Origin of the sequence: Bacillus sp. R86525 (assembly GCF_042466195.1) — a bacterium.
In the GTDB taxonomy this organism is placed as follows: domain Bacteria; phylum Bacillota; class Bacilli; order Bacillales; family Bacillaceae_G; genus Bacillus_A; species Bacillus_A nitratireducens.
This window is the reverse complement of sequence record NZ_JAXHPX010000007.1, coordinates 373,958-393,887: the sequence shown is the minus strand read 5'-3', so window position 1 is coordinate 393,887 and position 19,930 is coordinate 373,958. Positions and strand designations below refer to the sequence as shown.

Below are 19,930 nucleotides of genomic sequence, written 5' to 3'. Positions count from 1 at the left end.
ACATTAAAATCGTTTCTTTTGCTTTACTCCCTCTTGTATAATGCACTTAGAAAAACAGTCTAGGAGGAAATTTTGAAAAATAATAACTACTCTTTCCAATCATTAATAGAGATTTTTCTCGTATCATTTAAATTAGGACTTACTTCATTTGGTGGTCCCGTCGCCCATCTTAGTTATTTTCATCATGAATACGTGCAAAAAAGAAAATGGATGGATGAACGAAGTTACGGAGACTTAGTAGCACTATGTCAATTCCTTCCTGGCCCTGCTAGCAGCCAAGTCGGTATGGGAGTTGGCTTATTGCGCGGCGGATTATTAGGAGCCATTATTTCATGGATCGGATTCACTCTCCCATCTGTGCTCGTTTTAGTTTTCTTCGCTTCATTTCTTAACCAATTCGAGCTTGGAAGTACTGGCTGGATTCACGGACTGAAACTTGTAGCGGTCGCAATTGTCGCTCATGCAATATGGGGAATGGCTCAAAAGTTAACACCAGACCGAAACCGTGCAACAATCGCAATTGCAACTGCCGCAATCGCCCTATTATGGCCAAGTAGCTGGACACAAGTAATTCTCATTATAGTATCTGGTTTCATCGGTTGGTTTTTATATCGCGATCAACCAGTTAGCCAAGCTCATAAAATAAACGTACCTATTTCAAAAATGGTAGCCATATCTTGTCTCGTCTTATTCTTCGGACTATTAATACTGTTACCGATGTTACGACCATACTCTTATTTCATCTCTTTATTTGACAGCTTCTATCGCTCTGGTGCACTTGTATTTGGCGGAGGGCACGTCGTACTTCCTCTTCTTGAAAGTGAGTTTGTACAAAACGGGATGATGACAAAAGAACAATTTCTTGCTGGATACGGATTAACACAAGCAGTGCCAGGGCCACTATTTACATTCGCTTCTTATATAGGAGCAGTGCTAAATGGAACCGCCGGAGCAGTTGTTGCAACGATCGCTATCTTTCTTCCTGCCTTCCTGCTCGTTGTTGGCGTTTTACCATTTTGGGACAGTGTAAGGAGAGTATCCTACATACAAGGTGCACTACTTGGAGTGAATGCAGCCGTTGTCGGTATTTTACTAGCAGCTTTTTATGATCCAATTTGGACGAGTACAATTATGAATTCTGTAGATTTCGTTTTTGCTTCTCTTCTATTTTGCCTACTCGCTTTTTGGAAAACGCCACCTTGGGTTATCGTTATACTCGGAGCCTTCGGCGGATATGTTCTATCCATTTTGTAAACCTAAAAAAACGACGGCCCCATTTAGCCGTCGTTTTTTCTATTAAAACTTCACAAGTTCTATTCCTTCAGGCAACTCGCTCTCCGTTAAAATACGCAATTCTTTCACACGATCCATTACGTAAGAAGAACGTTTCACAAGCTCCGGATCAATATAAGCTGGGTGTACCATAATTTCTACCGTTTGCTCGTCCTGCACTCTTTCCTTTAACTTCACAAAATAATCTTCCGTCACACCGTCAGCATAAAAATCACTGTAAAACACATCTGAAAATGGGCGCACAGCTCTATCTTCCTCACAACGACGAATCGGAACATTATACTTAGCCGCTAATCTCTCAAGAACATCGTGCAAGATTGGTAGCCCATGTACATGATGATGACTATCTAAATGAGTCGGTGTTAATCCGTAAGATAAAAACTTCTCAATTTGAGCCGTCCATTCTCTTTCTACCTCTTCTGGACTTATATTTCCTCCCCATACGATGCTTTGTTTATGGAATGCTCCGTCGCTACTTACAAGTGATGGTACATCTGTAAGCAGCGGTTCTCCTGCTGTTAATACGAGATGCACTCCTACCCCTAACGTTTTATACTCTTTCGCTAAGCTTACAGCATGCTCCGTCCCTGGCATATTCATCATCATCGTCGTTGAATTTACAAGCCCATTTATATGTCCATCAATAATGCCATAATTTGTACCTTCTGTAAGACCAAAATCATCTGCATTTACAATTAACTTAATCATCCTAATACCTCCTATCGAAATAAAAAAAGCGGGCTAAATAGCGCCGCTTTTATTTCTCTACCTTTTTGAAGAACTGTGGAAGATGTTCTTTATGTGCTTCCAACATTTCATCTAAAATTTGTTTTGCAACTTTATCAGATGGTACAAGTGGATTAATTGTCATAGCAAGCAGCGCTTTATGATAATCCCCTGTAATAGCAGCTTCAATTGTTGTGCGCTCAAATGATTTAATTTGCTGTACTAAACCGCGAACTGGTACTGGAAGATCTCCGACCGCAATTGGTCTTGGACCTTCTTTCGTAATAATACAGTTCACTTCAACAGCTGAATCATGTGGCAAGCTTGCAATTGTTCCGTTGTTTCGTGTATTAACAGGCTGGATATCGCCTTTATTATTGTAAATAGACGTAATTAAGCTACATGCTGCATCACTATAATAAGCTCCGCCACGTTTTTCTAATTGTGGTGGCTTAATATCTAAATTCGGGTCTTTATATAACTCGAATAAATCATCTTCTAATTGTTTTACTACTTCTGCACGTGTACCTTTTTCAATCGAAGCTTCTTTCTCTTCTTCTAACATTTCACGTGTTTTATAGTAGTAACGATGGTATGGACATGGAATTGCACGAAGACCACGAATAAAGTCTGGCTCCCAGTTAAGTGCAGCGATATTTTCCATCGTGATTTGCTTTTCTGGATCTGTTACAAGCTCTAACACACGATCCATTACGCTTACGCCATCTAAGTATACGTCTAGTCCGTATACCATGTGATTTAAACCTGCAAAATCAACGTGGACACGACTTGCATCTACTTCAAGTAATCTCGCAAGACCCATACGAATTCCGATTGGAACGTTACACAGACCAACTACTCTTTGAATGTTTGTATAACGAAGGACAGCTTCTGTTACCATACCAGCCGGATTCGCAAAGTTAATTAACCATGCATTCGGACAAAGTTCCTCCATGTCCTTACAAATATCTAAAATAACAGGAATCGTTCTCAGCGCTTTAAATAAACCACCAGGACCATTCGTTTCCTGACCGATTACATCATATTTTAATGGAATTGCTTCATCTTTTGCACGAGCTTCTAATAAACCAACGCGCAGCTGTGTTGTTACGAAGTCAGCACCTTTTAATGCCTCACGACGATCAAGTGTTAAATGAATATCAATTGGTAAACCTGATTTTTTCACCATACGTTTCGCTAAGTTACCAACGATTTCTAACTTTTCTTTTCCTGCCTCAATATCTACTAACCAAATTTCACGAACAGGAAGCTCATCATAACGTTTAATAAATCCTTCAATTAATTCTGGTGTATAGCTAGATCCACCGCCGATTGTAGCAATTTTAATTCCAGTCATGCTTTATTCCCCTTTCGCTTCAAGCTTTTTATAAAGGTCGATAAATTCTGCTGCTAATTCTTTTACTGTAATAGAATTCATTAAATGATCTTGTGCGTGAATTAAAAGAACACTAATCTCTGTTTTTTCTCCTCTTGCTTCTGATTGTATGAGCTCTGTTTGAAAATGATGCGCTTCATTAATCGCTTCTTTCGCCTTTACCATCGCTTCATCTGCTTCTGCCATTTTCCCCTGTTTGGCAAATTGAAGTGCCTCCATTGCAAAGCTTCGTGCATTACCACTATTTAAAATCAATTGGAATGGAATTTGTTCTGCTGTAGTCATCATAATTACCGCCCTCTCTATTATGGTTCAACCGATTTAAATACCCCTTCAGTTTGAACATGTCTATTAAATTATTATTTTATTAATGATAGTTTGGTGTTCTTGCAGATGTGTTTCATCTTTTTGAACATGATATAAAAGTTAGTTGTTCTGACGAGCTATAAAAACTCGTCAGAACAATACTTTTTAAAGTGATACTGAATTGTCGTTTCCTTTTGTTTCAGCTTTCGCAGCTTGTACATACGTACGGTCACACATTAATACGAATGGATAGTAAATAACTACCGCGATTGCAAAGTTTACAAGCTGTAGTACAGCACCAGCAATGCTTCCGCCCGCTACAAGATAACCACTAAAGATTGGTGGCATTGTCCATGGAACTAAAGCAACTGTTTTTGGTACCCATCCTAAAGAAATTGCTGTATAAGAAGTAATTACTAATACAACTGGTGTAAGTACGAATGGAATGATTAACGCTGGGTTTAATACAATTGGTGTACCGAAAATAACTGGTTCGTTAATATTGAAGAAACCAGGACCGATAGATACGCGACCTACACCACGAAGTTGCGCACTTTTTGCAACAAGCATTACTGCTACTAAGAATGCTAATGTTGCACCTGATCCACCGATGTATACGTATACATCAAAGAATGGCTTTGTGAAAATGTGCGGTACATCATATGCAGACATACCATCGTTAAATAATTTAATGTTCTTTTCTAGTGCTGGTAAATAGATTGGGTCGATAATACCACCGATAATATTAGGACCATGTAATCCGAAGAACCATAATACGTGAATAAGTAATGCGATAATAATTGCACTTGGTAACGTACCTGCTAAACCTTGTAATGGTAATTGAATTGTTTCAAATACGATTTTATGAATACTTGTTCCCGCTAATTTCACAGCTAATTGAATACTTGCTGTTGCGATTAAAATAACAAATGCTGGAACTAATGCTGCGAAGGATTTCATTACTGCTGGTGGAACACCATCTGGCATCTTAATTGTAATATCCCTTTGAACAAAGAACCTGAATACCTCGGTTACAAGAAGAGCTACAATTATAGAAACGAATAAACCTTGTGAACCTGTCCAAGCTAAATCAATACCGCCTTCTTTTGGCGTTGTCGGAGATATAATAATTAATGCACCGAATGTAATAATTGCTGCTGACAACGCGTCAACACCGTAAGATTTCGCTAAATTATAACTTATCCCAACTGCGGCTATGAGAGCTAATATGGCAAAGGACCCTGTCCACATACCACCGCCGATATCTTTCCAAACATCCCCAAATGCACCCTTCATAAGTTTTTGGAATGCATCAACTGGTAGATTATTTATAAGTACTGCAAACGATCCAACTAAAATAAGAGGCATAACTGCGATAAAACCATCACGGATTGCAACTAAATGACGCTGCGATCCGATTCTTCCTGCGACTGGAACTAAATATTTCTCCATAAATGCAATAAATTTTTGCATTTCGCTTCCCCCCTAATTATTTTTTAAGTGTTAATGCGTGATCTAAAACTGCTTCTCCATTCATCATGCCGTAGTGCATCGGATTAATAACATCAATTCCAACGTTTTTCTCATCAGCAAGCGTTTTCATTGAAGAAAGCATGTAACGAACTTGTGGTCCTAGTAATAATACATCTGCTTGGTCGATATTGTTTTTTACTGCATCCCCAGATACAGCCCAAATCTTACCTTCTAGACCGCGAGCTTTTGCAGCCGCTTCCATTTTTGTAACTAGTAAACTTGTAGACATCCCTGCTGAGCAACATAATAAAATATTCATTTGAAAATCCCCCTTGTGTAGTATAAAAAGTTTATGTTTATTTATTTTTCTTTACGCTATTTATTAATGCAATTAGCGTGCCAACTTTTTAAAACGCCTAAAATCAGCGTTTTTTCGAGCAATTCATTTGTGTGTTACCGCTTTCAATCAGTGTGTCACTCAAAAAACACACAGTGTGTTATAAAACAACACGCTTTTAACACATAACTGTATGAAAATAGATTAGTGTTTAGTTGTCTAGTTGTGTTTAAAGCAAAAAAACAATAAAAAACTTTTTTTAATGAAAAATAATTTATTATTTTAACCCACTATTATTTAATAAAATAAAAAAACCTTGCCTAAGCAAGGTTCATTCATCCACCGACATCTTCCTATATAATTCTACAAACTCACTCGCCAATTCCTTAACTGTAATTGCGTTCATTAAATGATCTTGCGCATGCACCATCAAAAGAGTAACTTCGGTTTTTTCCCCGGCAGCCTCTTTCTGTATGAGCTCTGTTTGTAAGCGGTGTGCCTCTTGCAATTCATTTAAAGCTTCTTGTAGTTTCGCTTCTGCTTCCTGAAATTCACCGCGCTTTGCGCAATCAATTGCTTCCATTGAACAGCTTCTCGCATTACCACCATGCAAAATTAAGTGAAAAGCTTTCGTCTCTATCGTATCCATTTTAGTTCTTTACTCCCCCTTCTCTTCCGCTACTTTTTGTTTATCCCATATTTTTAAGAATGGAAAATAAATAAGAAATGCAAGTGCAAAGTTAATGAGCTGTAAAATAACCCCTGAAATTTTCCCGCCTGATCCTAAATATCCACTAAAAAGAATAGGTGTAGTCCAAGGTACAGCAGCTCCGCTCGGACGTGCAACCCATCCCCATTCCATTGCAAAATAAGAAACAATTGTTAACACGACTGGTACAAGTATAAATGGAATAAGTAAAAGCGGGTTCATTACTATCGGCATACCGAAAGTCACCATTTCATTAATATTAAAAATACCTGGTGCAATCGATAATCGTCCTAAACTTTTCAATTGCTGACTTCGCGCAAATAATAACATTCCTACAACTAAAGCAAGTGTTGCACCAGAACCACCCATATAAATCCATAAGTCAAAGAACTGTGCAGTAATCGTATTCGGTACGTCTTGCCCAGCCTGAAATGCAATTCGATTTTGATCCATTAATGACAACCAAATCGGACTCATTACACCACCAACAATTGCAGCTCCATGAATCCCGCACGCCCAAAGTACATGGACAATGATAACTGCGATTACCGCACCCCAAATGCTAGCCCCAAGTACACTAAGAGGCTCCTGTAAAAGCTTTCCTATAACATTATGGATGCTACCGAAAGTCGTATGTTCAAAAATTAATCTAATGATCCAAACAACTGTCACAACAATAAAGCCTGGAATAAGCGCCGCAAATGAACGCGTTACTGCTGGCGGAACTGTCTCTGGCATCTTTATAATCATCTTTTTCTGTACAACAAATCGATAAATTTCAGTAGATATAATTGCAATAATCATCGCTACAAACAACCCTTGACTTCCCATTAACGCAGCTGGTATAACTCCATCTACAAGTATACTTTCTTTCGTATTTGGTATCATATACATAACTTGGAATGGTGTTGCAAGCAAAAATGCTACAAGTGACAACGCACCTGCCGCTAAAGCATCTACTTTATATTGTTCTCCTAATCTGTAAGCGATTCCAAAAACAGCTATTAAAGACATTATATTAAAAGTAGCCCCCACTGGGTACCCTAATGCTACATTCCAATTCTTTCCGAAGATTCCTGCCATGAAATCATTATACCCGGGTATCGGAAGAGCACTAATGATTAGAAAAAAAGATCCAATAATTAAGAAAGGCATCGTTAAAACAATTCCATCACGAATCGCTTGCAAATGTCTCTGTTCTGCAACCTTTCCTGCCACTGGCATCACATATTTCTCTAAAAACCCTATCATCTATCCCACACTCCTCATGGTTTCATTGACAAAGCTGCTTGCAAGATAGCCTCTCCATTACAAAGCCCGTAATGGACAGATTGAATTACGTCAACGGGTATTCCTTTCTCCTTACATAACTCTTTCATTTTCGGTAATAAATAACGTACTTGTGGCCCGAGTAAAAGTACATCTGCATCATCAATATGATTTCTCACTTCTGAACCTGATACAGCCCAAATTTTCACTTCTATCCCCCTTGTCTGTGCTGCTTTCTCCATTTTTGTAACTATCAAACTGGAAGACATTCCCGCTGCACAGCAAAGTAAAATATTCATCCCTTTTCCCTCCCCCTTTTTCCAAACCTAAGTTACGGTGCATCCTTTGCCACCACTAGGTTACAAATATATATGTCTAGATTTCCTGCTGTATGCCGAGCTTATAAACAAAAATTTCTCGGTTTTCACGCTATTCCATCTATCGTATTTTCCTAGTAAAGACGTCTCTAACTCGCTATAATGATTCAGTATGATTTTTTTTATAATCGATAGGAGGGTTTATTTATATGAAGGCATATCGCTTTCCACTTATTTTATTATCTTCTATCCTAATTGGTGGTTTCATTGGTTATTTCATGGGTGCCGATGCAGTTGCTTTAAAGCCGCTTGGTGACATTTTCTTAAACTTAATGTTTACGATTGTTGTACCTTTAGTATTCTTTAGCATCGCGTCATCTATTGCTAATATGGATGGATTAAAACGTTTCGGTAAAATTATGTCCAGTATGGCTGGAACTTTCTTATTTACAAGTATTTTAGCTGCTATTTTTATGATTATTATCGTGAAAGTATTCCCGCCAGCACAAGGTGTTGTATTAGAACTAACACAGCCTGATAAAGCTGAAAAAGCAGTTAGTGTTGCAGATCAAATCGTCGGTATTCTAACAGTATCTGACTTCTCGAAGTTACTATCTCGTGAAAATATGTTAGCTCTTATTTTCTTCTCTATTTTAATGGGGGTTGCAACTTCAGCAGTTGGTGAAAAAGGAAAGCCATTCGCTACATTCCTACAAGCTGGTGCAGAAATTTCAATGAAAGTTGTATCTTTCATTATGTACTACGCTCCAATCGGACTAGCTGCTTACTTCGCAGCATTAGTTGGTGAATTCGGACCACAACTTCTTGGAACTTACTTCCGAGCGGCAATGGTATACTATCCAGCGTCTCTAATTTACTTCTTTGTATTCTTCACGTTCTATGCATACCTTGCAGGTCGCAAACAAGGTGTACAAATATTTTGGAAGAACATGGTCTCTCCTACAGTTACATCACTTGCAACTTGTAGTAGTGCTGCTAGTATTCCAGCGAACTTAGAAGCAACGAAGAAAATGGGTATCTCTTCTGACGTTCGTGAAACAGTTGTCCTTCTTGGATCTACACTTCATAAAGACGGATCTGTTTTAGGCGGCGTATTAAAAATTGCTTTCTTATTCGGTATTTTCAACATGGAATTCGAAGGACCGAAAACATTAGCAATCGCACTTGTCGTTTCTCTATTAGTAGGAACAGTAATGGGTGCTATTCCAGGCGGCGGTATGATTGGTGAAATGTTAATCGTTTCTCTATACGGCTTCCCGCCAGAAGCATTGCCAATTATCGCAGCAATTAGTACAATCATCGATCCTCCTGCAACAGTGTTAAACGTAACAGGAGATAACGCTTGTGCCGTAATGACAGCTCGCCTTGTAGAAGGTAAGAACTGGATCAAAAATAAATTTGCTTAATAAATAGAAAGAGGATGCTCCTAACAAGCATCCTCTTTTTTGTTGTGATACATATATTGGAATAATCGTTGATATATTTAAAGTTGTGATACATATATTTCGAAATAATCCATTCCGCCACAAATTTGTTATAATCTTCACAAATATTCCACACCTATCATCCATTCTCCGTACTATAATCATGTATGGAAAAGGAGATGGACACAATGACTCAAAGCGCACCAGAATTCAAAGTTTTGCAAAGCATTGCATTCCTTGCTGTCGTTTTGCAAAGTTCCTTATTATATACAATGAATCAAGGGAATGTCTTACTCGAGCAATCCCTCATTATGGGCATGCTATTCAACCTTGCAAAATTTTCAGCACCTGCATTCATATTTATCGTTGGCTTCCATTTGATTCGGCTATATACGAAGCAACTCGTTTACAGAGAATATATTTATGAAAAAGCCGCACATTTACTCATTCCTTATTTCTTCTGGTCTATTCTTTACTTATTAACAACAAACGATATGATTACACTACAAGGCGGAATAAAAAGTTTATTACTCGGAACAGCTGCACCTCATCTTTGGTACGTTATTATGATGTTCCAAATTCACTTATTGTTCCCTTTACTATGCACACTATTTTATTGGTTTCAAAAACGAACAGAAAATAAAAAAGACATATATAAATATATGACCATTTTCGCTTGTCTATATTTCTTCTTAATGTGGTACTCTTCTCACTACATTTTTAATGGAGAGAAACTGACTAGTTCAACCATTTTACATTATACAGATCGTTCCTTCTTCTTCTACTCATTCTATTTCGTCATGGGAGGAATAGCTGCTGTATCATTAAAAACTTGGCGTATATTTGTCATGAAACATATTCCGCTTATCACAATACTATTTTTCATCTTATTTTTATTCATCAATTATGAGTTATTTAGTTTTTACGGCGCCAATTCTATTCATTTAACGGTTTCTACTTATTTAAAACCGTCCATGTTTTTATATATTGTTTGTGAAATTATGATACTGTACGTGTTATCTATTACAATTGTACAGCGACGTGGTTTCTTATATAAAGCTTTACGTTTTATCGGGAATTACACGTATGGCGCTTATTTAGCTCATTTTTTCTTCTTGCAACTATGTACAAAATTTCTTTCCTTATTCACACTGCAAGAAAACACAATATTATATAGCCTATTATTATTTACAATAACGGCCACAATCTCGATTTCTGCAATGGTCATTTGCAGTACACTACCACTTCATACGTGGATTACAGGCCCTTCTCCTACTACAAATATGAAATGGGCGAAGATTGCCATTCGGAAAAATCATGAAAAAGTATTTAAACCATATATTTGATATAATAGTATTTCATATAAGAAAAGAAAGTAGGACACACCTATGATTAATCAAATTGGACAAATTATGTTATATGTAAATAACCAAGATGAATCAGTACAATTTTGGACAGAAACAGTAGGATTCCAAATCGTTGCGGAAGAAAATAACGGTCAAGGATTTCGCTGGATTGAAATTGCGCCGGCAAAAGAAGCTGGAACAAGCATCGTCCTTCACGATAAGGCGTTAATTGCGAAGATGCAACCTGAATTAAACTTAAATACCCCTTCACTTATGTTCTTCTCTAATAACTTAGATCAACTGTATAAAGATCTTTCTGAGAAAAGTGTTACAGTTGGACAAGTTGTAGATTTACCTACTGGTAGAGCATTCAACTTTGCTGATAATGAAAATAACTACTTTGCAGTTATGGAAAAGAAATAAGAAAAAGCTATCCGAAAAGGTCATAATAAAACCTTTTCGGATAGCTTCTTTTATTAAGAAACTTGTTCTGCATTCGTTTCCCTATGCTGTATATGGCTCGTGATCCAAGCAATTCCGCCAGCAACAACGAGATAGCATAACAATATTAAAATTTGCATTCGTAATTGTGACCAATCTCCTAAAGAGATAACATCTTGTAATCCTCTAAGAGAATGAGACATTGGGAGAAACTGTCCAATTTTGCTAAGAACAGCTATATTTAATTCTCCTGGGAAAGTACCTCCGCTCGTCGCTAATTGCAGGACAAGGAGCGTTACCGCTGCGAACTTCCCAACAAGACCAAATACCGTCACTAACATAAGAATAAATGTCATGAACGTAAAGGAAATAACAATACTTGATAAAACAAAGAGTGATACACTGGCAACTTCTAGTTTCATAACTCCTAGCACAACCACATCCACAAGTAGCGCTTGAATAAGTCCAATTAAATATACCAATCCTAGCTTATTAACGAAATGTACCGTTCCACTTACCTTCATATTTTGTCTACGGCCAAGAGGTAAAATATTTGATGCCATAATTCCGCCAACATAAAATGCAAGTGATAAGAAATATGGTGCAATACCTGAACCGTAATTCGGCACATCAGAAACTGTCGACTTCACTAATTGAACCGGCTCTGAGAACATCGTATTGCGTGCATCATCATTGCGAACGTCCGCTATCTTCTCTGCACCCTCTCCCAATTTCGTAGAAAGTTCTTCCGCGCCCTCGTCAAGTTTAACAAGTCCGTTCGTTAACTGATCAGCGCCATGATTTAGCTCTATTCCGCCACTCGCAAGGTGATTTACACCTTCTTGTAGAGAAGTAAATCCATTCCCCCACTTCGCAAATCCATCAGCTAAATTCGAAGTGCCATCTGCTATCTTTTTCGTTCCAGCAGTAGCTTCATTTAACTTAACTCCGAATGTATTCATGCCTTCTTCAACCTTATACTGACCGTCAGCAAGCTTCTTCGCGCCTTGTATCAATTGTTGTTGGCTATTATTCAAAGTATTTGTTGCTTTAGCTAATCCATTAGAGGTAGCAACGATTTTTTGAAAAGCAGGATCTTGCTGCACTTCTGGATGACTTTTCACGTACTCTTCTAATTGTTGTTTTACACTATTTGCTGCATTGTCCGCTTTTACTTGCCCTTCAGCAAGTTTCTCACTTCCGTTCACCCATTCATTTGTACCAGCACTTAATTCACTAACCCCTGATTGTAAAGTTTTTTCACCTTGCGCTAGTAACTCCATACCACTATGAAGTGATGTCGCTCCTTGACTAAGCTCATTTACTCCCCCTGTTAACGCCGATTGGCTAGAGGCAAGCTTACCAGTTCCTTCTTTCAACTTCACTGTCCCGTCACTTAAACGATGAATACCATCTGCAAGCTGATTCGCCCCATTTTTTGCATCCGTCGTTCCTTCATGTAACTTCTCAGCACCATTACTTGCATCACTCAACCCTTGTGCCAAATCTTGAAACTTTAAAAAGACACCTTCTGTATAAGATTTCGTAATGCTATTTGAAATTTTTGTTTTCATATTTTCAACAGCTGTCGTTCCAATTTGAGCTGCTACAAAGTTTTTACCTGGATTTACTTTATACTGCAATTGTGCCGGCTCTGGTTTCTCATCCATAAGTGTACTTACCTTTTTAGAGAAATCCTCTGGAATCGTAACAACCATATAATACTTATCTTCTTTTAGCCCTTCATCAGCATTCTTTTCTGATACGAAATGAAAAGCCAGTTCCTTATTCTCTTTTAAATTTTTAACAAAATCGTCTCCAGCCTGGATTGTTTTTTCATCCATTACAGCACCCTTATCTAAATTCACAACCGCAACAGGTAATTTATCTAATCTTCCGTACGGATCCCAATATCCAGCTAAGAAAAATCCTGAATAAATTAAAGGAACGATTAACAAAAAAATTAAAGCGATACGTCCATGTTTATGGTTCCACATCGCCTTCCAATCTTTAAATATAAGTTGAATTCCCTTCATGAAACATACTCCTTCTTCTAATTTAACACCCTTCGAATGGTTTAACAGATTTACTATACACGTCACTTTCCATACTGTATAATACATCTTTAATTATAAATCCATTCCTTTTGGTCTATAGAAAGGAGATTCGAAATGGAACTTCTTCAATTAAAATACTTTCAGACAGTCGCACGATTAGAACATATGACAAAGGCAGCTGAAGAATTACATATCGCGCAGCCTTCACTCAGCAAAACAATTGCTAGACTAGAAAAGGACTTAGGCGTTCCATTATTTGATCGCCAAGGTCGACAGATTATATTAAACTCCTTCGGAAAAGTATTTTTAAAACGAGTAGAACGTATTTTTCATGAATTAAGTGAAGGAGAACGAGAAATTAAAGATTTAGCTGCATTACAACAAGGCTCTATTACACTTGCAGTTTCTATTCCAAGAATATTACCCGAGCTACTCGGTTCTTTTTTACTAGAACATCCTAACGTTCGATTCCAGCAATTTCTCGCATCTACTCCTTCTATGAAAAGACAACTAGATAATATGGAAATCGACTTTTGTATCTCATCTGTGCCAATTGAAGGAGAGGAAATAGTTTGGGAACAACTTATTACAGAAGAAATTTTCTTAGTTGTTCCTTCAGGCCATCGGTTATCAAACCGCGAAAGTATTCATCTACATGAAGTAAAAGACGAACCGTTCATTAGTATGAACACTGGTTACGGATTTCGGCACTTAACAGATGAATTTTGTAAAGAAGCTGGGTTCACTCCGCATATCGCTTTTGAGGTAGATGAACCAACCGTGATTAGCGACCTCATTAAGCAAGGTCTTGGCATCGCATTTGTTCCAAGCTTAACTTTATTAAAAAACTCTACTTTAGCACCAAATAAGTTACGTATTATTGAACCTAATTGCGAGCGAACCATTGGCTTAAGTTGGTCGAAGAAACGTTACTTATCAAAAACCGCTCAGCAATTTCGTGAATTCGTGATTGATTACTTCTCCAATATTAGAGTGTAAAATTATATCGCTTTACAAACAAATAACGACACAAATCAAAGGTACCACCCCATGGGTGGTACCTTTGATTTCTTGCTCTTCTCTAGTTCCATTTCAGCTAAAAGTGGTAGTACATTATCAAAAATATGCGTATTATTATTCTCACCTGTTACATATCCACCATAATATCTACTAAATACATTATCACTTCGGAATGTAGTCATCCGTTCATACAATTCCTTCGCAAACTTTGTATCACCTGTTTGTAATACGTACAAAATTGTTAATCCATAAGATGCTGGTGATTCATAGTTTACAGTTTGTTTTTCCGTTTCTAAATTATACCGACCGTATAACTTTCCGTCCTCATGGAATTTTTTCTTTATAAATTCCAAATAAGCATCTGATGAAAGACCGCCTAAACTACGATGATACGCAACGTAGGATTGATCAATAAGATTCACTTCTTTATCGTATGTAAATGTACCATCTTCTTTATACTCTTTCGGAAACGCCCAACCCTCTCTCGGATAATCTGCTAAAAACTGAACTACTTCCTGATACTGCTGTGCAGAAATTTTCCCGTACTTTTTCATATAAGAGAATGCATGAGGATTTATGTAAGATGTTGTTGTAAATTTATTTTGTTTACCTACATCTGCATCATAATAATCCACGTAATAATTATCTTTTTTATTATAACGAAGTACAGCATTGCTCAATTGATCAGCAAGGCTTTTATAGCGCTCTTCCTTATACATTTCATAAGCACGATATAATTGTTCAATAATACGAAGATCATCTATAAGTGCATTGGTGGCTGACTGCATTTCTCCCTTTTCAGAGATTTTCCATAAAACGATGTGATCCTTATGTACAAAATTATTTTGAATAACCTTTACTTGTTCATCGAATAGTGACTGATCATCTTTATCAAGTGTATATTGTAACCATAGTCCTGCCGATTCTGATAAAGCTTCACGGCCCTTCGCCTCACCTATTCCTGCCTTTGTATCTGCTAAACGGTAGGTTGCAAGCGTTCCATTTTCATTTACCATATGCCTTAAAATAAAATGCTCCGTACGGTTTCCTTGTAAAGCCGACCAAAATACAATTCCTCCTAAAGCGATTAAGAGAATAACCCCAATCCCTATATATAAACGTTTTCGCAAACTTTTCACCTCCTTAGTAAGGCTAACCTTAATTTTATCAGAACATACGCAAATATAAAAAAGACAATCCTTTAGATTGTCTTTTTCGCATTACCCCTCACAAACCTCTTTAGAAGGTCTATATAGCGATTCCACAAGTCGATCATATTCACGACGCGTAATTTCTTTATTATATAACTTTAATAATAAATCTCTATGCTCTTTTGAAAATGCCATCTTTTTAATGACTTCAGGATACATAAAACACCCTCCCCATTTCACATAAACTTCTTCAATCACAAATCAGAACTTATGTTCGCATAAAAGATTATAAAATATTCTTCTCTAAAAAACAAACAAAATATTACCTAATATATATATTTCTTTCTTTTTCGAATATTCAAAACCATATTAACACATTCCCTTTTTTTAATGCATATATATTTTTGGCATTTTATTGAATAAATCTTCCAATTCAATCAGAAAATAATGGCAAAAAAGAAGAGGAGTATACATATGGATACCGTAACATTAGCAAGAGCATTTTTTGGTTCTTCACTAGCATTCCACATTATCTTTGCAACACTTGGAGTCGGGCTTTCATTGATGATTTTTATAAGTGAAATACTCTATCACTGGAAGAAAGATTCCGACTATGCCATTATGGCAAAAAGATGGACGAAGGCTTTTGCTATCCTTCTCGGTGTAGCAATTCCAACTGGAACAATTGTTGGTGTACAAATTTCACTTCTTTGGCCTGGTTTCGCCAAAATTGTTGGCCAAGTTATTTCCGTACCGTTTCAAATTGAGATTTTCGCCTTCTTTTTAGAGGCTTTATTCATGTCTATTTATGTATATGCAGCTGATAAATTACCTCCATTTATGAGGTTAATCTCGCTATTTTTCGTTATGATTGGCGCCACTGCATCCGCCGTGCTTATTACATCAGCAAACACATGGATGAATACACCTGCGGGCTTTTCAATGGGGCCAGATGGCTCAGTTTTTAACGTTGATCCTTGGAAAGCTTTCTTTAACCCAAGCTTTGGCACAAGTGCATTCCACGTCGTTATTACAGCCTATGCAGCCGGAGCAGCTGTCATCGCTTCCATCGCTGGATTTAAATTATTAAAGAAAAATTTAAGTGCGCGTGAAATTGCTTATCATAAAAAAGGATTACTGTTAGGACTTGTCGTTACATTTATTACAGGTGCTACGATGTGGATTTCGGGACACGAATCAGCGATTGCCTTACATAAGCACTCACCTGAAAAACTAGCATCTGCTGAAGCTTTATTTGAAACGACATCACACGCTCCTTTATCGATTGGCGGGGTTGTGGATCCTAATACACTTGAACTAAACTATGCACTCGAAATTCCGAACATGCTCAGCTTACTAGTAGGGCTCGATCCTAGCACTGTTGTAAAAGGGCTAAATGAATTTCCACAAGAAACGTGGCCACCATTTTATACACATACACTTTTCAATTTAATGGTCGGCACCGCTGCCTTCACCTTTGCAGTTGCTGCGATTGCCCTCTTATATTGGTACTTTGTTTATCGAAAAAAAGGGGCGGAGTTACCTAAGTGGCTTCTTTGGGGCACTGCAGCATGCGGACCAGTTATGATGCTCGGTATTGAATTTGGATGGATTTTCAGTTGTAGTGGTCGTCAGCCATGGACAATTTATGGCATGCAACGCACAATAGATGCTTCTACACGCGCTGATTTTGTCGGTCCTTTATTTATTCTATTCATCATTTTATATATTGGACTCGGTATTTTAACAGTTTTTGTACTACGGACATTCTTTAAGAAACATCCGTTAAAGAATGACTTACATCACCAAGGAGGCGATTCTCGTGCATGAGGAAAGCATTGCAATCATCATCTTATGGGCTCTTATTTTCGTATACAGTATATTAGGGTCCATCGATTTTGGCGCAGGTTTTTGGGGCATGGTATACGCTAAACATCCGACGCTCGCTGCCAAGCTTGCTAATCGGTACTTATCACCAACTTGGGAAGTAACAAATACGTTTCTTGTCTTTGTCGTTGTCGCTTTTCTCGGTTTCTTTCCAAAAGCGGCCTTTACTCTTGCAACCGTTATGTTCGTGCCCGTTATGCTAATTTTAGTACTCGTTGCGATTCGCAGTACATTTATGGTATTTGCTTACTCCCTGCCAAAGTACCAACACCTTCTTCGGATTATTTCAGGTATTACTGGGCTCTTAATCCCAGCTCTATTAATTACCGTTCTACCCGTTACAGAAGGTGCTTATATTACGATGTCTGAAGGAAAAGAAGTGCTCCTTTACGGAAAGCTTCTTTCTAGTCCTGTTATTTATTGTTATATGCTCTTTGGACTAACTTCGGAACTATTTCTATCATCTCTCTTTCTTGCTGATTTTGCGAGAGAACAAGGTTCAGAAGATGCATATAGAATTTATAGAAGAAATGCTATCATACTTGGTCCTGCAACGCTCGTGACTGCTATTATCGCTCTCGTTGTAATGGACCCTGAAACGCACTGGCTTATGCAAGGCTTAATAAAGCAATTCCCATGGTTTACAGTCTCTATCGTTTTATTTGTTATCGGATATTCCTCCCTTTGGTGGACAAATAAGAAGTATGGCACACTAGGATTTCCTCGCATTGCAGTTTTAGCTGTCGTCGCTCAATATGCATTTGCAAGCTACGCTTACGGCGTCGCCCATTTACCGTATATCATTTACCCGGACGTAACTGTATTTACAAGCTTTACGACGGTCGAAACATTCTATGCACTTCTTATTCTTTACGCAATCGGAATTGCAATTTTACTACCCGGATTCATTTTCTTCTGGAATTTATTCTTGAAGGATCGAACTTTTTTGAAGGAAAAATAATAAAGTGAAACTTTAATCAGTGGGGGTTTTGTTCATCCCCCGCTGATTATTAGCCCGCACCAATCGGGCGTTTACGGGCAGCAGGGCTCCCACCTAACTTCTTTGCTCCAGCCGAATTTTGAGGTGGGAGTCTTGTTGCCCGGCAAATAGCGGGATAAACGAGGGGCATTCGTACATAGAATGCCCCTCATTTATTAGACGTCTATCCTAATAGTTATTACACTACCACTGATACTTGTCCTATAGCTCAAAAAACACATATTCACTCCATCCCATTATATGTCTAGTTCTTCTTATTTCCTGCTGAATATACTACCAATATAAACTTGAGACAAGCTACATTTTCAAGGGAAAATAGAAAGGTAGGTTAAATATGAGCATTGAAATATGGATTACTATTATTGTATTCTTCTTAACGATGATTGTTATCTTTTGGCGACCTCGTGGTTTAAATGAGGCGTGGCCGGCAGCAATCGGCGCTGGTATTATCCTCATTACTGGACTTGTATCAAAGCCCGATGTCATGGACATTATAAGTAAAATTGGAGGCGCCTCCATAACGATATTAGCGACCATCGTTATGGCAGTTATATTAGAAAGCTTCGGCTTCTTCCATTGGGCTGCAGCAAAACTCGCAAATTTAGCGAAAGGTTCCGGACACCGCCTATACTGGTATATTCAATTACTATGCTTCCTTATGACTCTTTTATTTAATAATGACGGTAGTATTTTGATTACAACTCCAATTTTAATTCTTCTTCTGAGAAATCTTCAATTAAAACCTCATCAACAAATTCCTTATTTATTAAGTGGCGCTTTAATCGCTACCGCATCTAGTGCACCAATCGGTGTAAGTAATATCGTAAACTTAATCGCATTAAACATCGTCCATATGACTCTTTATATGCATACTGCTATGATGTTTGTACCTGCAACATTAGGATTATTGTTTATGTCATGGCTCATGTATACAGTTTTAAAGAAAAAACTTCCGAAAAAACTACCTGTTTCTTCATATGATATTGAAGAAATTTTCTTCACGAAAAACTTCCATCCGTTAAAAGGAAACAATTCTGTTGATACAAAACAAAAACGTACAAAATTCATGTTAAAAGTATTAGGCTTCGTCTTCCTTATGCGCTGTCTTCTATTCGTTGCATCCTTCTTATCGATTCCAATCGAAATTGTTGCCGTACTCGGTTCACTCATTCTTCTCATCTGGAGATGGTACTACTTACGAACAAACCCTGTCGATATTTTGAAAAAAACACCGTGGCATATTTTAATTTTCGCCTTCTCTATGTACGTAATTATTTACGGTCTTCACAACGTAGGATTAACAGCTGCGCTTGTTCACTGGCTCGAGCCACTTGTAAGTCAGCATCTACTCTATGCTAGCTTTGCAATGGGCGGACTCGTTTCTCTCCTCTCTAACGTCTTCAATAACCATCCTGCACTTATGATTGGTACAATCACATTAACAGAAATGGGACTAGACCCAGTCACATTAAAAACGATCTACCTCGCAAACATTATTGGTAGTGACATCGGTTCACTATTATTACCAATCGGTACGCTAGCTTCCCTCATTTGGATGTATATCCTGAAACAAAACAAAATCAAAGTAAAATGGAAAGACTATTTAAGTGTATCCCTTATCGTTATTCCTCTCACAACAGTCGTCACATTATTCCTCTTATACTACTGGGTACACCTCTTCTTCGCCTTATAAACGACAGAAGCCCGCTTTGCTACCGTCTTAGCAAAGCGGGCTTCTTCTATATTTAAGTTAGGTA

19 protein-coding genes are annotated in these 19,930 nt (G+C 37.8%); 8 read left to right on the top strand and 11 right to left on the bottom strand.

Annotated features, from left to right (window positions below):
• Positions 1 to 72 precede the first annotated feature (72 nt).
• On the top strand, positions 73 to 1,254 hold the full coding sequence (locus SJY24_RS04320) for a chromate transporter (RefSeq protein ID WP_377863865.1): 1,182 nt from the start codon (positions 73 to 75) through the stop codon (positions 1,252 to 1,254).
• Positions 1,255 to 1,296: 42 nt separating this feature from the next.
• Here SJY24_RS04320 and chbG read toward each other — a convergent pair whose 3' ends face one another.
• The 8 genes from chbG to SJY24_RS04280 form a co-directional block, all read right to left on the bottom strand.
• Complete coding sequence (gene chbG, locus SJY24_RS04315; RefSeq protein WP_377863864.1) at positions 1,297 to 2,001, bottom strand: chitin disaccharide deacetylase; 705 nt, start codon at positions 1,999 to 2,001, stop codon at positions 1,297 to 1,299.
• A 49-nt stretch (positions 2,002 to 2,050) separates the two neighbouring features.
• The gene (gene celF, locus SJY24_RS04310) at positions 2,051 to 3,376 is read right to left on the bottom strand and encodes a 6-phospho-beta-glucosidase (RefSeq protein WP_377863863.1); all 1,326 of its coding nucleotides are present in this window, start codon (positions 3,374 to 3,376) and stop codon (positions 2,051 to 2,053) included.
• Positions 3,377 to 3,379: 3 nt separating this feature from the next.
• A complete protein-coding gene (locus tag SJY24_RS04305; protein WP_000989054.1) occupies positions 3,380 to 3,703 on the bottom strand; it encodes a PTS lactose/cellobiose transporter subunit IIA in 324 nt (107 codons plus the stop codon).
• Positions 3,704 to 3,886: 183 nt separating this feature from the next.
• Entirely contained in the window at positions 3,887 to 5,194 is a 1,308-nt protein-coding gene (gene celB / locus SJY24_RS04300; RefSeq protein WP_001168852.1) for a PTS cellobiose transporter subunit IIC, read from the bottom strand.
• A gap of 16 nt (positions 5,195 to 5,210) precedes the next feature.
• Positions 5,211 to 5,513, bottom strand: a complete 303-nt coding sequence (locus SJY24_RS04295) for a PTS sugar transporter subunit IIB (RefSeq protein ID WP_001023563.1) — start codon at positions 5,511 to 5,513, stop codon at positions 5,211 to 5,213.
• 349 nt (positions 5,514 to 5,862) lie between these two features.
• Positions 5,863 to 6,180, bottom strand: a complete 318-nt coding sequence (locus SJY24_RS04290; protein WP_002016162.1) for a PTS sugar transporter subunit IIA — start codon at positions 6,178 to 6,180, stop codon at positions 5,863 to 5,865.
• A gap of 9 nt (positions 6,181 to 6,189) precedes the next feature.
• Positions 6,190 to 7,491, bottom strand: coding sequence for a PTS cellobiose transporter subunit IIC (gene celB / locus SJY24_RS04285; RefSeq protein WP_377863861.1), 1,302 nt, complete (start codon positions 7,489 to 7,491; stop codon positions 6,190 to 6,192).
• A gap of 14 nt (positions 7,492 to 7,505) precedes the next feature.
• Positions 7,506 to 7,808, bottom strand: coding sequence for a PTS sugar transporter subunit IIB (locus SJY24_RS04280; protein ID WP_001023562.1), 303 nt, complete (start codon positions 7,806 to 7,808; stop codon positions 7,506 to 7,508).
• Positions 7,809 to 8,035: 227 nt separating this feature from the next.
• Here SJY24_RS04280 and SJY24_RS04275 point away from each other — a divergent pair, with 227 nt between their 5' ends.
• The 3 genes from SJY24_RS04275 (at position 8,036) to SJY24_RS04265 (ending at position 11,040) form a co-directional block, all read left to right on the top strand.
• Entirely contained in the window at positions 8,036 to 9,253 is a 1,218-nt protein-coding gene (locus tag SJY24_RS04275) for a dicarboxylate/amino acid:cation symporter (protein ID WP_377863860.1), read from the top strand.
• Positions 9,254 to 9,459: 206 nt separating this feature from the next.
• Positions 9,460 to 10,617, top strand: coding sequence for an acyltransferase (locus SJY24_RS04270; RefSeq protein WP_377863859.1), 1,158 nt, complete (start codon positions 9,460 to 9,462; stop codon positions 10,615 to 10,617).
• Positions 10,618 to 10,659: 42 nt separating this feature from the next.
• On the top strand, positions 10,660 to 11,040 hold the full coding sequence (locus SJY24_RS04265; protein WP_002034775.1) for a VOC family protein: 381 nt from the start codon (positions 10,660 to 10,662) through the stop codon (positions 11,038 to 11,040).
• Positions 11,041 to 11,093: 53 nt separating this feature from the next.
• Here SJY24_RS04265 and SJY24_RS04260 read toward each other — a convergent pair whose 3' ends face one another.
• Positions 11,094 to 13,094 carry a YhgE/Pip family protein gene (locus SJY24_RS04260; RefSeq protein ID WP_377863858.1) on the bottom strand — a complete coding sequence of 667 codons (2,001 nt, stop codon included), beginning with the start codon at positions 13,092 to 13,094 and terminating at the stop codon, positions 11,094 to 11,096.
• Positions 13,095 to 13,229: 135 nt separating this feature from the next.
• On the opposite strand from SJY24_RS04260, the gene SJY24_RS04255 reads away from it, so the two are divergent.
• The gene (locus SJY24_RS04255; RefSeq protein ID WP_377863856.1) at positions 13,230 to 14,114 is read left to right on the top strand and encodes a LysR family transcriptional regulator; all 885 of its coding nucleotides are present in this window, start codon (positions 13,230 to 13,232) and stop codon (positions 14,112 to 14,114) included.
• Between the two features lie 35 nt (positions 14,115 to 14,149).
• Here the strand turns inward: SJY24_RS04255 and SJY24_RS04250 are convergent, their stop codons facing one another.
• Together SJY24_RS04250 and SJY24_RS04245 are read right to left on the bottom strand one after the other, a co-directional pair.
• Positions 14,150 to 15,265, bottom strand: a complete 1,116-nt coding sequence (locus tag SJY24_RS04250) for a transcriptional regulator (RefSeq protein WP_377863854.1) — start codon at positions 15,263 to 15,265, stop codon at positions 14,150 to 14,152.
• A 90-nt stretch (positions 15,266 to 15,355) separates the two neighbouring features.
• Positions 15,356 to 15,505 carry a hypothetical protein gene (locus tag SJY24_RS04245; protein WP_000283176.1) on the bottom strand — a complete coding sequence of 50 codons (150 nt, stop codon included), beginning with the start codon at positions 15,503 to 15,505 and terminating at the stop codon, positions 15,356 to 15,358.
• Positions 15,506 to 15,760: 255 nt separating this feature from the next.
• On the opposite strand from SJY24_RS04245, the gene cydA reads away from it, so the two are divergent.
• From cydA to SJY24_RS04230, 3 genes are all read left to right on the top strand, one after another.
• A complete protein-coding gene (cydA, locus tag SJY24_RS04240; protein ID WP_377863853.1) occupies positions 15,761 to 17,116 on the top strand; it encodes a cytochrome ubiquinol oxidase subunit I in 1,356 nt (451 codons plus the stop codon).
• Positions 17,109 to 18,134, top strand: a complete 1,026-nt coding sequence (locus tag SJY24_RS04235) for a cytochrome d ubiquinol oxidase subunit II (protein ID WP_000544179.1) — start codon at positions 17,109 to 17,111, stop codon at positions 18,132 to 18,134. The genes cydA and SJY24_RS04235 overlap by 8 nt, the downstream gene beginning before the upstream one ends.
• Positions 18,135 to 18,507: 373 nt before the next feature.
• Entirely contained in the window at positions 18,508 to 19,866 is a 1,359-nt protein-coding gene (locus tag SJY24_RS04230) for an arsenic transporter (protein WP_377863851.1), read from the top strand.
• The last annotated feature ends 64 nt before the right edge of the window (positions 19,867 to 19,930 follow it).